Raw genomic sequence first — 13455 nt, 5'->3', positions numbered from 1 at the left:
CGTCAGGTCGCCGGGCGTCAGCCAGCTGCCGACGCGGACCGGGACTGGTCATCATCGCCGAGCGCAACACCTGAGCACCGGAGACGGCGCAACCCGAGAGTTGACACCGGTCCAGTCCGGTGGACTACGGTGTGAATCGATGACTACCGGGACGGCACTGCGCCACACACGGATTGGTTACCCGGTGCTCTGCTGAGCACCGGGCGGGCCGGTGTCGGCCCGCTTTTCCATCGAGCGTCATGCTGTATTGCGCGGGCTCCGCCTTCTTCGTGTTGATCACAGGACATCAACCACGACAGAAGGATTCAACAATGACCACAACGCACGGTATATCGGTCGATGTGCAGACACCCGACGGTGTCGCTGACGCGTATGTCGCCTACCCCGACGATGGCGCCGCTCATCCGGGAGTGCTGGTGATTCAGGATGGTTTCGGACTGCGTCCCAGCCTGCGGTCGCTGGCCGATCGTATTGCCGCCCACGGCTACACCGTCCTACTTCCGAACGCCTATTACCGGCACGGGCGCGCGCCGGTAATCGAGCTGCCGGACTTCATAGACCCCGAGGAGCGGCCGGAGATCTTCGGGCAGGTCTTCCCGATGATCCGCGCGCTCACACCGGAGCTGCTGCGTTCCGATGCCGGTGCCTACCTCGAGTGGCTGGCGGCATCGCCACTGGTTTCCGGGGAGAAGGTCGGCGTCACCGGCTACTGCATGGGTGCGCGGTTAGCGGTGCTGGTCGCTGCCATATTCCCCGAGCAGGTTGCGGCGGTGGCCGGATTCCACGGCGGGCCGCTGGTCACCGACACCCCGGACAGCCCGCACCTGGCCGTCGGAGAGATCACGGCGGAGCTGTACTTCGCCCACGCCGGCGAGGATCACCACATGACGCCGGAACACATCGACCAGTTCGACAAAGCACTCGCCGCCGCCGGCGTCCGCCACCGCACCGAGGTCTACGAGGGAGCCCAACACGGCTACACGCAGGCCGACACTTCCGCCTACGACCCCGCGGCCGCCGAACGGCACTACCGCGAACTACTGGCCCTGTTCGACCGCAATCTGCACTGAACGCCATACTTTGATACAGCGTGTTGATGTATCGTTGCCGGATGGCGAAATTAACCATCACGATGCCGGACGAACTGGCTGAGGCCATGCGAGATTCCGCCGCCGGCAACGTATCCGAATACATCCAGCGCGCGGTCCGAAACAGCCTGCTCGAAGAAGACCTCCGCAAACTCGCCGAATTCGATGCCCGCAACTCCCAGCCCGAGCTGGCCGACCTGTTCCCGCAGGAGTTCGGCGAGTGACCATCACGCAGGGTCAACTCTGGAAGGCTGTCAGCCCGATCGGGGCGGAAGAAGCGACCGTCGTCATCCTCGAGGCACAGCCCGCGATGCTCGGACGCCGTCGGCTCCTCGCCGCACGGGTCCGCCCCGAACGGGAGGTGCCCGAGGCGATGAAGCTGCTGACCGTCCCCATCGATGGCGGGCTCTCCGTCGCCGTCTACGACATCTCCCCGTTCGACAAAGGCTGGCTCAAAGAACCAGCCGGACATCTCACAACCGCCCAACTGGGACGCTTGAAGGTCGCGCTCCGAGCGCGATTCGACCTCTGACCGCCGGAACGAAGCGCGATAATGGGGATCGGCTCAGCCCAGCGCTGACGCCTTCTGCAGCAGCACCGTTCGTTCCTGTTGATTGCCGGTGAGCCGCGAGGCCACGGTGAATTCCGCGCGAGCTTCCTCATATCGGCCGAGACGGGCGAGTAGTTCACCGCGAGTCGCGTGCAGGAGATGATATTTCGCGAGGCGGCCGTCGGCGACGAGGGAGTCGACGATGCGCAATCCGGCTTCCGGGCCCGAGGCCATCGCCACAGCTACCGCGCGGTTGAGATCCACCACCGGCGATGGGGCGAGGCGACCGAGAGCCTCGTAGAGGATCACTATGTGGCACCAGTTGGTCGCGTCGACAGTGGGTGCGACAGCGTGGCATTCGGCAATCGCCGCCTGTAGGGCGTACGCACCGCGTCCGCTACCGATCCCGTCGCCACGGGCCAGTGCGGTGCGGCCGCGAACAATGGCTGCGGTGTCCCAGCGGCGACGGTCCTGATCAGCCAGCAGTACCGGTTCGCCGGCAGCGTCGAGGCGGGCCGGGAAGCGAGCGGCGGTGAGTTCCATGAGCGCGACCAGGCCGTGAGCTTCGGGCTCGGCGGGGACTAGCTCAGCGAGTATTCGACTCAGCCGCAGGGATTCTCGGCTCAGTTCCGGGCGCATCCAGTCCTCGCCGGCGGTGGCGGCATGGCCTTCGTTGAACATCAGGTACAGCACCCCGAAGACGGCCGTGAGGCGCTGTTCGAACTCGGGCCGCTCCGGCACCACGAAGGGCACCTTCGCTGCGGCGAGGGTCTTCTTAGCGCGGACGATGCGCTGCTGCACCGTCGCGGTCGGAACCAGGCAGGCGCGCGCGATTTCCTCGGTCGACAGGCCGCCGATGACCCGCAGCGTCAGCGCGACCTGAGCTTCGCGGGACAGGACCGGGTGGCAGGCAATGAAGACCAGACGCAAAACGTCGTCGTCGATTCCATCGGGGTCCCAGGGCAATTCGGCCCCGGCGCCGATCGCGTCCGCGACATCGGCCGAGAGTTCGCGAGCCAGCGCGGCCAGGCGTTCGTCGTAGCGTTCCCGTCGTCGCCACCCGTCAATGGCCTTGCGCTTGGCGACGGCGGTCAACCACGCACCCGGATTCGCGGGAATTCCGGATTCCGGCCACTGTACGAGCGCGTCGGCGAGTGCCTCCTGCGCAAGGTCCTCGGCGAGTCCGAAATCGCCGACCATCCGGGTCAGGGTGGCGACGATACGAGCCGATTCGATGCGCCACACCGCCGCGACCGAGCGCCGCGCGGACTCCACCGAGTCCGTGCGGCGCCGCCCCGGATCGGTGGTCATCCGTGCCGGTTCGCTATTTCCTCGCGCCACCCGTCTTCCTTCTGCACCCATTCATTGTCCTGCGGGAAATCGGAGGCATCGGCGACCCGCCGCAGTTCGAGCTTCGATCCCACACCGAACGGTGCCCGTTTCGCCCACTCGATCGCCTCCTCCTTGGAGGCGACCTCGAGAATCCAGAACCCGCCGAACAGCTCCTTGGTCTCCCCGTACGGACCATCGGTGACCAGCGGCGGTTCACTGGAGAAGTCGACGACAACACCCTCCGAGGCGTCGCTGAGCCCCTCCCCGGCCAGCAGTACCCCGGCCTTCACCATCTCCTCGTTGTACCTGCCCATGGCCTCGAGCACCTGCTCCACCGGGACATCGTTCGCCGCACAGACGGCTTCATCGGGCGCGCGCATGATCAGCATGTATTTCATCGCTCTGCTCCTTCGTGCCGGGTCGTCTCTCGACCCTCTCATCAGGTGCGTCGAACGAGAAGACGCTCGATCGACATATCTGGCGAAAGACTCAGCGCGGATTCTCGAGTCGTCCGCGATTCGTCAGTCCCGAATGTCACATCATCGCCGACGGTGAACGTCGGATCGCGAATCTCATAGCTCACACTCTCGAAGAACATGCTGACAGCTCGCCGCGCCGACCATGTCTCGGAGAACGGTCACATCGATTTGTTCGAGACTGGATCGGATCAGACGTCCCTGGGCCGGAGGAATCGGCAGGAGGGAGGGGACGGCCAGGACCGGGCAGCCCGCCCCTTCGGCGGAGGCCACGCCCGTGGGCGAATCCTCTACGGCCACACAGACTTCGGGCCGCAGCCCCAACCGGGCCAGCGCGGTCAGGTACGGGTCTGGATGCGGTTTGTTCCGTGGCGAGTCCTCGGCGGCGACGGTCACCGCGAACCGGTCGGCGCCGACGGTGCGCAGGACGTGGGAGACCACCCGGCGCGGTGAAGCGCTGACCAATGCGACGGTGATCTCGGCGGACGCCAGCAGATCGAGTAGACGCAACGCCCCGGGGCGTAGCACGACTCCGGACGAGACCGCCTCGCTGAATGCGTCGTCCAGGCGACGGGCCAGCAGCGACGTCGCCCCCGACGACGATGTCCTCGACGACAGAAACTCGGCGGTGTCCGCCACGGACGCACCGGTGACATGAACGGCGTCACCCGGCACGAGTCGGTATCCCGCCTCCGCGGAGACGAGTTCCACTGTGTCCCACCAGAGGATCTCGGTATCGACGAGCGTGCCGTCCATATCGAACAGCACGGCTTGCAGGCTCATGCGCACGCGGCCACCAGCACCGGGTGATCCCGCAACCGCACCGACGCGGCACCGCCCGGTGCCAAGTCGGCGGCGTCTCGGGTGGCGATATCGGCTTTGACCAGTGTCCCATCGGGAAGTGCCAGGTTGACCCGCGTCACCGCACCCAGGAACGAGGTCGAGACGACCTTCGCGTCACCCGCCGCGGTCACCAGCACTTCCTCCGGCCGCACCAGCACATCCACCGATGACTCGACGGGCACGCCACCGCGCACATGTAGACGCTGTCCGAGCACCTCGACCTTCTCGCCCACCAGGCGGCCCGGGATCCGGCTCATTGTTCCGACGAACTCGGCCACGAAGGCCGTGGCGGGCGAGTCGTATAGTTCGGCGGGCGTCGCGCACTGTTCGACCCGCCCGTCCTTCATGACCGCCACCCGGTCCGACATCGACAACGCTTCCTCCTGGTCGTGCGTCACGAACAGACTGGTGATCCCGAGCGAGAGCTGGAGTCGCCGGATCTCGTCCCGCAGCGCCGTACGCACCTTGGCGTCGAGCGCGGACAGCGGTTCGTCCAGCAGCAGTACCCGAGGGTTCAGTGCCAGGGCTCGCGCCAACGCGATGCGCTGCTGCTGACCACCGGACATCTGATGCGGATACCGGTCGGCCAGCTGCGGCAACCCGATGAGATCGAGCAATTCGTCGACCCACGCGTTCCGTGCGCGCGCCTTCACCTTGCGCATGCGCAGCCCGAACGCCACATTGTCACGCGCGGTCAGGTTGGGGAACAGGCTGTAGGACTGGAACACCATGCCCGCGTCCCGCCGGTTGGCCGGAACGCCGGTGATGTCCTTGCCGTCGATGAGCACCGCACCCGAATCGGGGTGCTCGAACCCCGCGACACAGCGCAGCGCGGTCGTCTTACCGCAACCGGACGGTCCAAGCAGCGCCACCAGCTCGCCCGGCTCGATCGCCAGATCCAGCCCGTCCAGTGCGACCGCGGCGCCGAAAACCCTGCGCAAGCCCGCGAATTCGACGCGGGCGGGCGTGGTCGATGTCGTCATTTCGATTCCTTCCGGCGTGCCCCGGCCGTCGACAGGGCCAGGAGCAGCGCCCACGTGAGCGCCAAACTGAACAGGGACACCGCGACCGACAACTGCGGGTCGACACCGGCGTTCCACACGATCCAGACCGGGTACGTCTGATAGTTGAGCAGAGCTGCGACGGTGTACTCACCCAGTACCAGCGCCAGCGTGAGGAAGCAGGCTCCGGCCAAGGCCGAGCGTAGGTTCGGCATCAGCACACCGATGACGACCTGTGGCCAGCTAGCGCCCAGATTCCGGGCGGCCTCGACCAGAGTGCGCACATCGATGGTGCGCAGCCCCGCATCGAGGGCGCGGTACACGAACGGCAGTGCCAGCACGACGTAAGCGATCACCAGTACCAAGGGGAATGACGGCTGCTGAACAACATTGAACGTGCTGTACAGCGGGGTCGCCGAGAGCGGCTCCTGCCAGGTCAGCGTGCGCTTGATCCCGGCGACGAAGGTGATCGGCGGCACCACCAGCGGCAGCGTGCACAGCACCTCCAGCACCGGGCGCAGCCGGGGCGCAGCCAACCGGACCGCGATCATCGCGGGCAAGGTCAGCGCCAGCACGATGACGATCGCGGCGACGGCCAGGCCGAACGAGAGCGCCAGGCTCGCACCGATCCCGTCGGCGCTGGCGATCCGCCCGTACGCGCTGGGGTCCCAGCCGCTGTTCGGTCCATCCCCGGGAACGAGCACGGTGAACAGGAACGCGGCCAGCATCGGCATGCCGAAGTACAGCGCACCGAGCAACAGTATGAAGGGGCGTGATGTCAGACGGTGCCGTCGTCGCCTGACCTCGCTGGCAGGTGGGGTCCCGCTGCGCTGCAGCCTCCTGCCCGCCGTACTCACGCGAGCCATCGGCTGCTCCGCCGTTGCAGGGGAAGGTAAATCGCCATCACCACGGCGACCACGAGAATCATGTCCAGACTCATCGCGAAGGCCACGTTCTCCTGTCCGACCAGCACGTCACCGCCGAGCGCCGCGGCGATCTTCAACGTGATCAGCGGGACTGCGCTGCCCGTGCCGAGCATGGCCGCCGCGGTGGCGTGCGCGGCGAACGAAGCGCCGAACAGCAGCACGGCACCGCCGAGCAGGGACGGTGTCAGCACCGGGATTCCGATGTACCGCCAGAACTGCCAGGTGGACGCGCCGTTGTTCTGCGCCGCCTCACGCCACTGGGGTCGTAACCCGTCCAGCGCCGGGGTGATCGTCAGGATCATCAGCGGGATTGCGAAGTACAGGTAGGTGGCCGTCAGACCGGTGAAGCTGTACAGGCTCCAGCCGCGGTCGGTGAGGTTGAACCAGTCGGTAATCATCCCGGCATTGCCGAGCGTCGCGACCCAGGCGAAAGCGAGCGGGACGCCGCCGAAGTTGGCGAGCACGCCCGATGCGGTCAGCACCGGCTCGCGCAGCCACCGCGCTCCGGAGGTGACCACAGCCTGTGCGAGCAGTGTTCCGACGATCACGCCGAGTACCGCCACCGTCGCGGAGATCTTGATACTGGATTGCAGCGCATTCAGATAGGCGTCCTGCAGCGAGGCCGACATATTTCCGACGCCGAATGAAGTCTGCAGCGTCTCAGGGTCTTTCACCTGGAACGCGGCGTGCACGATCGCGGCGAGCGGCAGGCCGAAGGCAAAGGCGAGGAACGCGAAAAGGGGGACGGTGGCGAGCCGGCCCCGCCCGCGCCGCTTACGGGGCGTGGGCGGGACCGACTCGCTGTCGAGTACGGCTGTCATCAGGAGACGGCTTTATCCCAGCCGGCGGCCAGGGCGTTCTTGGCCGCGGTCACCTGCTCTGGGGTCGGGAAGGTCGGATCACCTTCCACAACGGGAAGTTTGGCGACCGCCGCCTTGTCGACGGTGCCGTCGGAGATCATGGTCGGCAGCAGCACCGGACGTGCGTAACCCTTGAGCCACAGGTTCTGGCCCTCGGCGCTGAAGAGGAATTCCTGCCACAGGCGCGCTGCCGCCGGATGCGGTGCGTGCTTGTTGATGGCCTGGGCGTAGTAGTTGGCGAACTTGCCGTCGGACGGGATCGCGACCTTGAAGTCGACGCCCTTGTCCTTGAACTGCTCGGCGTAGCCCGCGTTCAGGTAGTCCCAGTCGATGCTGATCGGGGTTTCACCCTTCTGCACCGTGGCCGGGGTCGCTTCGACCGGATTGAAATTGCCGGACTGCTTCAACTTCGTGAAGAAGTCCATGCCGGGCTGGATATCGTCGAAGGAGCCGCCATTGGCGAGGGCTGCGGCGAAGACACCCGAGTAGGCCGAGCCGGACTTGGTCGGATTGCCATTGAGCGCGACCTTGCCCTTGTACTCGGGCTTGAGCAGGTCAGCGAATGAGGTCGGGCACACCTGGATGCGAGCGGCATCGCAGCCGATCGACACATAGCCGCCGTAGTCGTTGAGCCAGTTGCCGTTCGGGTCCTTCATCCCCGCCGGGACGGCATCCCAGTTCGCGACCTTATACGGCGCGAACAGGTCCTCCTTGGTGCCGGACAGGGCATAGGCGACGCCGATATCGAGCACGTCGGGTGCGCGATCCTGGCCCTTGCGGGTCTTGATGGCGTCGATCTCCTCGGAGGAGGAGGCGTCCGGATTCTCGCTCTCGATCTCGATGCCGTACTTGGCCTTGAATGCCTCGAGGACCTCCGCGTAGTTGGCCCAGTCGGGCGGCAGCGCGATGACGTGCAGCTTGCCCTCCTTCTTCGCGGCCTCGATCAGCGCGTCCATCCCACCGAAGTCGGCGGCGGACGTGGCGGTCGCGGCATTGACGCCGGTGGCGGTGAGGGCGGCGTCTTCGTTCTTGGCACCGCAGCCGGCGAGGGCCGCCGTGGCGACGATCAGGCTGGCCGTGAGGCCGGCGATACGCGTTGCTTTCACGCTGTCTCCCGTGTGGGGTTTGGAGGTCGGGCGGCACTTGTATAAACAAGTACGGCGGAGCCTGCCAGGAGATCGATACCCTCGGGTTAATTCGGAATGACGTATCTCCGAATATTTAGTCGGTCAGAGTAGGTACTCACGAGCAACCCTAGGATGGTCACCCGACACGGCCGCATGTTTGAACTGCACACAATTTCAGCTAGAGGAGATGGCATGCCCGGGCGCTACGAGGAGATTGCGGGGACCATCCGCGAGAGCATCATCGGCGGCAGGTATCCCGTCGGTTCGCAGTTGGCCTCCGAAGCCGAGCTGATGGAGACCTTCGGCGCCTCCCGGGGAACCGTGCGTCGGGCGGTGGCGCTACTGGCCTCCGAAGGGCTGATCGGGTCGCGGCAGGGCGCGCGGCGCATCGTGCTGCGCACGGAGCGCCACCAGTCGTTCGCCGAGCTGCACAGCTTCGCCCAGTGGGCACAGTTCCACGGCTATGAGATCGCGAGCCGGGTGCACGCACAGAAACGCAGGCGCGCCACCGACATCGACCGCCAGAAGCTGAACATCGCCGCGGATGCCGTGGTGCTACACGTCGTCCGGTCGCGGTTTCTCGACGGTGAACCGATATTGCTGGAGCGGACGGTCTACGCGCCATTCCTCGCGCACGAGGTCGAGAAGTTGCCGGCCGATTGTGTCTCGGTGACCGAGAGCCTGCACGGCAGCATCGGCACGGTCTTCGCCTACGGCGATCATCTGATCGACGCCGTCCCGGCCGGCTCACAGGACGCGCGGCTGCTCGGCGTGCGTCGCGGCAGCCCGCTGCTGCGCCAGCGTCGCGTCACCACCACCCCGGACGGCACCCCCGCCGAATACTCCGACGACCGCTACCGGCCCGACCGGATCACCTTCAGCATCCACAACTCGGTCGGCGCGAATCCCCTACTGCGGCTGCCGCAGGGCTGACATCGGTGCTCGATCGGCACCACCGAACACCGTCACCCGACACCGCAGCTACGTGACGTGCGCCGCAACCAGGCGATCGTCTCTGGCGCAGTGTATTTCGACGACAATGGGACCTTTCGTCATTTGGTCGAGGTCTGTGGCGTGATCACTGTGAACCCCCAGACGAGGTATCTGCGGTGCCTACGCCTACCGTCTACCGAAAGCTGGATCAATCACGCGTTTCCCGATTGACCGTCCGCGTTCCCGCAGCTACCCGATATCCTGGGTTTCTCGCCTCGACATGGAAGAGCTTTATCCCGTGACAACACGCGTGGCAATCGGAGTGATCTGCCTGGATCTCCGCGACGACGTGAACGACGTGGTGGCGCTGAAATCCCTTGCCCGCGAGCACGGCTACGAACTCAGCACAGTCTTTCGGTTCAAGCTGAACGATCCCCTTTGGATATTCCGATTGATCCGAACCGTTCACTCCACTGGCGCGCTCGCCGTCGTCACCTCTGATATCCGCCATCTCGACGGCACCGAGAAGGCCGTCACGGGCGTGGCGGTGTTGATCACCAGCTCCGAAGTGCGCCCCTACCTCGGCTACACGCATCCCGGCTATCGCCCCGAATGAACTGGATCCGAAGCCGTTGTCCGACAAGGGTGAACTCACCGATGTCGCCCGCGAACACCACACCGTTCTCGACGCGCTCGAGTCACGAGACGCCGACGCCGTGGAACGCATTATGGGCGAACATATCCGGCAGGCGCGTGGCCGCTGGGCCAAACCAGCGGAGTGACCGTGCCCGTGCCCGCGGACCACTCGGAATCGGTGCGCTAGGGATTTTCGGCTTCCGCGACGGAGTCGATGAATGACCGCAGCAGGTCCACGGTGCGCTGCGGGTCTTCCAGCATCGGCGTATGGCCCACTCCCGGAAGGGTTTCGATCCGTACCCCGGGGACCGTGCGATACTCCTCGGCCGAACTGGCGTGGACGCGTTCGTCCTCGGTTCCGAAAATGACCAGCAGCGGCAAGTCCAGCCCGGCCAGACGGTTCGGCAGCGGCCGCACGGAGCGATAGCGGGCGGATTCCTTCGGCGACCGGGTGAATGACGTGTAGGTCATGGCGCGGACGTCGGCGACGATACGGTCGGGGATGGGAATGTCGCGGTAGAACGCGGTACCCAGACCATTGCGGAGGGCGGCATCGGTTCGGAAGCGCCACAACAGTTCTCCGACGACCGGCACCGGGATAAGGCGAGCGAGGAAACCTTGCGCGGTGGTGGCGGAATTGCTCGGAGCAGTATTGATCAAGGCGAGCGCCGCGACGAGGGTGGGTCGTTGTTCGGCCAGTGCGGTGGCGACCAAGCCGCCCATGGAATGCGCGATAACCAGGGCCCGGTCCACGCCGAGCCGGTCCAGAACCGCGGCCATCCGTCGCCCCTGAGCGGGCATGTCGTAGCCGGACTCCGGTTTCGCGGAACCGCCGTGGCCGAGCAGGTCGACGCGAATGACGTGATAGTCGTCGGCGAGCTGCGCGAGGACCGGATCCCACCACGCCGTCGAACCTGCGTAGCCGTGAATCAAGAGCAGCGCCGGGGCGTCGCGCGGCCCATCCTCGACCACCCGCAGATCACCGTCCTCGAGGCGCACCACCTGGTCCCCGCTCGCCGCCGTGGTCTGCCGCAGCACCGATACGGTATTCACCCCGAGGAATCCCGCGACCACGACGAGGGCCACCAGTGCGACAATCCACCGGCGACGCCGCCGCGCCTCCGGCGAAACCGTCTCCACCATCGAATGTCTCGCCACAGTGCCCCCGCAATCGGTCGTGCGCGGGGAGCGTAACCCAGCCCGAGCTCGAGCGCCGGGCAAACTATTCGCGGGTCAGCTCGCGTTGACCGAGTCGGGGGCGGGGGTGCGGCGCCACGTCGGCCACTGGCGGTAGGTGGCCGCGCGCAGCAGCCATTCGACCGGGCCGTAAGGATGCCCGCGCAGCCACCACACGCTCAGCCACAGTTGCGCCGCGTAGGTCACCAGGGCGATCGCGACCACGGTGGCGGGCGGTACCCGATCACCCAGCGCGAGCCCGTACCCCGTGTACACGAGCATGAGGACCACCGACTGGAAGATGTAGTTACTGGCCGCCATTCGACCCGCCGGGGCCAACCGCCCCAATGGTGCGGCCCACCGCGTACGTGCCAGCCAGACGATCGCCGCCACATACGTGAGTGTCACGAGCGGATTCACCAACTCCTGCAATCCGTACCAGAACGAGGGCACAGAACCGTTCTTCATCTCCATCACCACGGTGCCGAGGGAAATCGGCAGCCCCACACCGCATCCCAACCACAGTGCCCTGGGTGTCCAGCGGCGCAGCAGTGCGGCATCCTCGAATATCCGGCGCTTGCCCGCCGCCATTCCGATCAGGAACATCGCCAGGCTCGGCACACCCTGCGCCAGCCAGATGAAGAGCATGAATACCGGACCCACGTGGATCTGGGTGAAGAAGGTCTCCGAGAAACTCCCGGTGTAGCCCTCCCGGAACCGCTCCAAGTCGAAGATATTGCCGAGGCCCTCGATATCGCCGCTACCCGGAATGAACGCCACCGCCGCGAACAGCAGGTACAGCACCGCACCGGTGATGAGGGCCGTCCGGGGACGAATCTTGCGCAGCAGTACCAGGATCAGGCACAGGCCCGCGTACAGGGTGAGGATGTCACCGAGCCACAACAGCGCCACGTGCGCCAGCCCGATCAGGAAGAGCGCCCCACTGCGCCGCAGCAACCGCCGTACCGGTGCGGCGCCCACCCGTTCGGCCGCCGCGATCTGCAGCGTGAACGAGTAGCCGAACAGGAAGGCGAACAGCAGATAGAACTTCCCCAGGAAGAATCCGTTGACGAGCCCGTAGACGAGCCGGTCCCAGGTCCCGTCGTACAGCGGTTGCGGATCGGAATTCGGTCCCGTGAATGACAGCAGCGTCGTCATGACCACGACATTGGTCACCAGAATCCCGAAGAGCGCGAACCCGCGCAGGACATCGATTTCACCGATACGGCCAGCGGACGACGGAGCTACGACCGGATCGGACATACCGTCACGCTATGACACCGCCACCGAACCGGACATCCACCACGGGGACCATGTCACGATGGGATTCCGCGACTTCAGGATGATCTCCCACCGGCCAGCAATGAACCTGCGCCGGATTGACTTCCCGACACGCCACCGCTCACGTCTGCTCATACGGCGTGATCGGCTCCCGGCGCGGACTCGGCTACGCCCTCGAGTCGGCCCGCTGCCTGACCGGATTCGCCGTTGCCACACCTGAGGTCCACGCGGTCCGACGGCGGCGCAGGCCGAGCGGTAGTCCAGAGGGATCGGCAGCCGAATCCGACTGCCGATCCCCAGCCGTCTACCGGTCGGCTGCTTCATCCGGTGACGGACCATCCGGGCCGAGGAGACCCTTGAATGCGGTTCCGAAGACGCTAGTCCAAACACGCTGAGTAAGTAGGCCTTTCCGTCAGCCGGGGCTGAGGATCCGCCGTGATTGTGAGATCATCACCGGACCTCACCGTCTCGACCAAGGAGGCCAATGGAGATCCAAGACCTGACTCCCGGTGCGGATTCCGTGGATTTCAGCCAATCGCCGGTCAAGGGCAAGGCACGGGAGATAGGAACTCGCCCAGGCATACTCCCTGCTGGCAGTCTCCGCCGTGCCGGTTGGTGGCACCCTGGTCCCCGTCCAGTGCCGGGCGGGTGGCCACCAAGTCGGGCTGTGCTCGGAGCTGGAGTGGTAAGTGCGATTTGTGCGGCGGCTTTCATGTTCGTCAAGTGCAGGCATTCCGGGGCTGACCTGGGGTACTACCGAAAAGCCATGACGCTGGTCCGCGATGCCGGGTTCACGGAGAAGTGGGTCGATGTCGACGGGTACCGGACGAACTATGCCGAGGGACCCGACCGCGGTACTCCCCTGCTACTGATCCATGGGCAGGGCTCCCGATGGCAGGACTACCAGCGGGTGCTGCCGGAACTTGCTGAGCGGCACCATGTTTACGCCATCGATGTGTACGGTCACGGCGGTTCGGCCCGGCTACCCGGTGACGAGTACACGAACGCCCGAATCGGCGAGCTCGTGGCGCGGTTCGTCGACGAGGTGATCGGTACGCCCGTACTCCTCGCCGGCCATTCGTCGGGCGGATTGACCGCCACCTGGCTCGCCGCCGTCCGCCCCGACCTCGTGCGCGGGGTAGTACTCGAGGACCCGCCCTACTACTCCTCGATCATGCCCCGGGCGGCACAGACCACCGGCGGCGACATGGCCCGGGTGGCACACA

16 protein-coding genes are annotated in these 13455 nt (G+C 65.9%); 7 read left to right on the top strand and 9 right to left on the bottom strand.

Annotation, left to right across the window (positions count from 1 at the left end):
* Positions 1 to 311 precede the first annotated feature (311 nt).
* Genes NU1_RS27475 through NU1_RS27465 form a run of 3 tightly spaced genes read left to right on the top strand, consistent with a single transcriptional unit; the run spans position 312 to position 1620 of the window.
* Entirely contained in the window at positions 312 to 1070 is a 759-nt protein-coding gene (locus NU1_RS27475; RefSeq protein WP_067525834.1) for a dienelactone hydrolase family protein, read from the top strand.
* A gap of 41 nt (positions 1071 to 1111) precedes the next feature.
* Positions 1112 to 1312, top strand: a complete 201-nt coding sequence (locus NU1_RS27470) for a hypothetical protein (RefSeq protein ID WP_157553134.1) — start codon at positions 1112 to 1114, stop codon at positions 1310 to 1312.
* A complete protein-coding gene (locus NU1_RS27465; RefSeq protein WP_067525829.1) occupies positions 1309 to 1620 on the top strand; it encodes a hypothetical protein in 312 nt (103 codons plus the stop codon). The genes NU1_RS27470 and NU1_RS27465 overlap by 4 nt, the downstream gene beginning before the upstream one ends.
* Positions 1621 to 1653: 33 nt before the next feature.
* Here the strand turns inward: NU1_RS27465 and NU1_RS27460 are convergent, their stop codons facing one another.
* The 7 genes from NU1_RS27460 to NU1_RS27430 form a co-directional block, all read right to left on the bottom strand.
* Positions 1654 to 2949, bottom strand: coding sequence for an RNA polymerase sigma factor (locus tag NU1_RS27460; RefSeq protein ID WP_067525827.1), 1296 nt, complete (start codon positions 2947 to 2949; stop codon positions 1654 to 1656).
* Positions 2946 to 3368, bottom strand: coding sequence for a YciI family protein (locus tag NU1_RS27455; RefSeq protein WP_067525825.1), 423 nt, complete (start codon positions 3366 to 3368; stop codon positions 2946 to 2948). The genes NU1_RS27460 and NU1_RS27455 overlap by 4 nt, the downstream gene beginning before the upstream one ends.
* A gap of 174 nt (positions 3369 to 3542) precedes the next feature.
* Complete coding sequence (locus NU1_RS27450) at positions 3543 to 4229, bottom strand: HAD family hydrolase (RefSeq protein ID WP_067526102.1); 687 nt, start codon at positions 4227 to 4229, stop codon at positions 3543 to 3545.
* Positions 4226 to 5272: an ABC transporter ATP-binding protein gene (locus tag NU1_RS27445; RefSeq protein ID WP_067525823.1), complete on the bottom strand. Its 1047-nt coding sequence runs from the start codon at positions 5270 to 5272 to the stop codon at positions 4226 to 4228. The genes NU1_RS27450 and NU1_RS27445 overlap by 4 nt, the downstream gene beginning before the upstream one ends.
* The gene (locus tag NU1_RS27440) at positions 5269 to 6156 is read right to left on the bottom strand and encodes an ABC transporter permease (RefSeq protein WP_084521849.1); all 888 of its coding nucleotides are present in this window, start codon (positions 6154 to 6156) and stop codon (positions 5269 to 5271) included. Before NU1_RS27440 ends, NU1_RS27445 begins: the two co-directional genes overlap by 4 nt.
* Positions 6144 to 7037 carry an ABC transporter permease gene (locus tag NU1_RS27435; protein ID WP_067525821.1) on the bottom strand — a complete coding sequence of 298 codons (894 nt, stop codon included), beginning with the start codon at positions 7035 to 7037 and terminating at the stop codon, positions 6144 to 6146. Before NU1_RS27435 ends, NU1_RS27440 begins: the two co-directional genes overlap by 13 nt.
* On the bottom strand, positions 7037 to 8182 hold the full coding sequence (locus NU1_RS27430) for an extracellular solute-binding protein (RefSeq protein ID WP_067525819.1): 1146 nt from the start codon (positions 8180 to 8182) through the stop codon (positions 7037 to 7039). The genes NU1_RS27435 and NU1_RS27430 overlap by 1 nt, the downstream gene beginning before the upstream one ends.
* Positions 8183 to 8395: 213 nt before the next feature.
* Here NU1_RS27430 and NU1_RS27425 point away from each other — a divergent pair, with 213 nt between their 5' ends.
* The 3 genes from NU1_RS27425 (at position 8396) to NU1_RS40685 (ending at position 9918) form a co-directional block, all read left to right on the top strand.
* On the top strand, positions 8396 to 9136 hold the full coding sequence (locus tag NU1_RS27425; RefSeq protein WP_067525817.1) for a GntR family transcriptional regulator: 741 nt from the start codon (positions 8396 to 8398) through the stop codon (positions 9134 to 9136).
* Between the two features lie 280 nt (positions 9137 to 9416).
* Positions 9417 to 9752 carry a hypothetical protein gene (locus NU1_RS27420; RefSeq protein ID WP_157553132.1) on the top strand — a complete coding sequence of 112 codons (336 nt, stop codon included), beginning with the start codon at positions 9417 to 9419 and terminating at the stop codon, positions 9750 to 9752.
* A gap of 16 nt (positions 9753 to 9768) precedes the next feature.
* A complete protein-coding gene (locus NU1_RS40685; RefSeq protein WP_212761193.1) occupies positions 9769 to 9918 on the top strand; it encodes an FCD domain-containing protein in 150 nt (49 codons plus the stop codon).
* A 37-nt stretch (positions 9919 to 9955) separates the two neighbouring features.
* On the opposite strand, the gene NU1_RS27415 is transcribed toward NU1_RS40685, so the two are convergent.
* Both NU1_RS27415 and NU1_RS27410 read right to left on the bottom strand, forming a co-directional pair.
* Entirely contained in the window at positions 9956 to 10915 is a 960-nt protein-coding gene (locus NU1_RS27415) for an alpha/beta fold hydrolase (protein WP_067525812.1), read from the bottom strand.
* Positions 10916 to 11005: 90 nt separating this feature from the next.
* Positions 11006 to 12211, bottom strand: a complete 1206-nt coding sequence (locus tag NU1_RS27410; protein ID WP_067525810.1) for a DUF418 domain-containing protein — start codon at positions 12209 to 12211, stop codon at positions 11006 to 11008.
* A 784-nt stretch (positions 12212 to 12995) separates the two neighbouring features.
* Between NU1_RS27410 and NU1_RS42350 the strand changes: the two genes are divergently transcribed.
* On the top strand, positions 12996 to 13455 hold a 460-nt coding region (locus NU1_RS42350; protein WP_169815148.1), incomplete at its 3' end, for an alpha/beta fold hydrolase.

This window comes from Nocardia uniformis NBRC 13702 (assembly GCF_001613345.1).
Lineage (GTDB): Bacteria > Actinomycetota > Actinomycetes > Mycobacteriales > Mycobacteriaceae > Nocardia > Nocardia uniformis.
Note: the sequence above shows the minus strand (reverse complement) of the source record. Positions and strands in the feature narration are given on the sequence as shown.

What these genes read in the sequence shown, in the direction of transcription:
- NU1_RS27475 (WP_067525834.1), top strand. Translation starts at nt 312, where the DNA reads ATGACCACAACGCACGGTATATCGGTCGATGTGCAGACACCCGACGGT.
- NU1_RS27470 (WP_157553134.1), top strand. Translation starts at nt 1,112, where the DNA reads ATGGCGAAATTAACCATCACGATGCCGGACGAACTGGCTGAGGCCATG.
- NU1_RS27460 (WP_067525827.1), bottom strand. Translation starts at nt 2,949, where the DNA reads ATGACCACCGATCCGGGGCGGCGCCGCACGGACTCGGTGGAGTCCGCG.
- NU1_RS27455 (WP_067525825.1), bottom strand. Translation starts at nt 3,368, where the DNA reads ATGAAATACATGCTGATCATGCGCGCGCCCGATGAAGCCGTCTGTGCG.
- NU1_RS27450 (WP_067526102.1), bottom strand. Translation starts at nt 4,229, where the DNA reads ATGAGCCTGCAAGCCGTGCTGTTCGATATGGACGGCACGCTCGTCGAT.
- NU1_RS27445 (WP_067525823.1), bottom strand. Translation starts at nt 5,272, where the DNA reads ATGACGACATCGACCACGCCCGCCCGCGTCGAATTCGCGGGCTTGCGC.
- NU1_RS27440 (WP_084521849.1), bottom strand. Translation starts at nt 6,156, where the DNA reads ATGGCTCGCGTGAGTACGGCGGGCAGGAGGCTGCAGCGCAGCGGGACC.
- NU1_RS27435 (WP_067525821.1), bottom strand. Translation starts at nt 7,037, where the DNA reads ATGACAGCCGTACTCGACAGCGAGTCGGTCCCGCCCACGCCCCGTAAG.
- NU1_RS27425 (WP_067525817.1), top strand. Translation starts at nt 8,396, where the DNA reads ATGCCCGGGCGCTACGAGGAGATTGCGGGGACCATCCGCGAGAGCATC.
- NU1_RS27420 (WP_157553132.1), top strand. Translation starts at nt 9,417, where the DNA reads ATGGAAGAGCTTTATCCCGTGACAACACGCGTGGCAATCGGAGTGATC.
- NU1_RS27415 (WP_067525812.1), bottom strand. Translation starts at nt 10,915, where the DNA reads ATGGTGGAGACGGTTTCGCCGGAGGCGCGGCGGCGTCGCCGGTGGATT.
- NU1_RS27410 (WP_067525810.1), bottom strand. Translation starts at nt 12,211, where the DNA reads ATGTCCGATCCGGTCGTAGCTCCGTCGTCCGCTGGCCGTATCGGTGAA.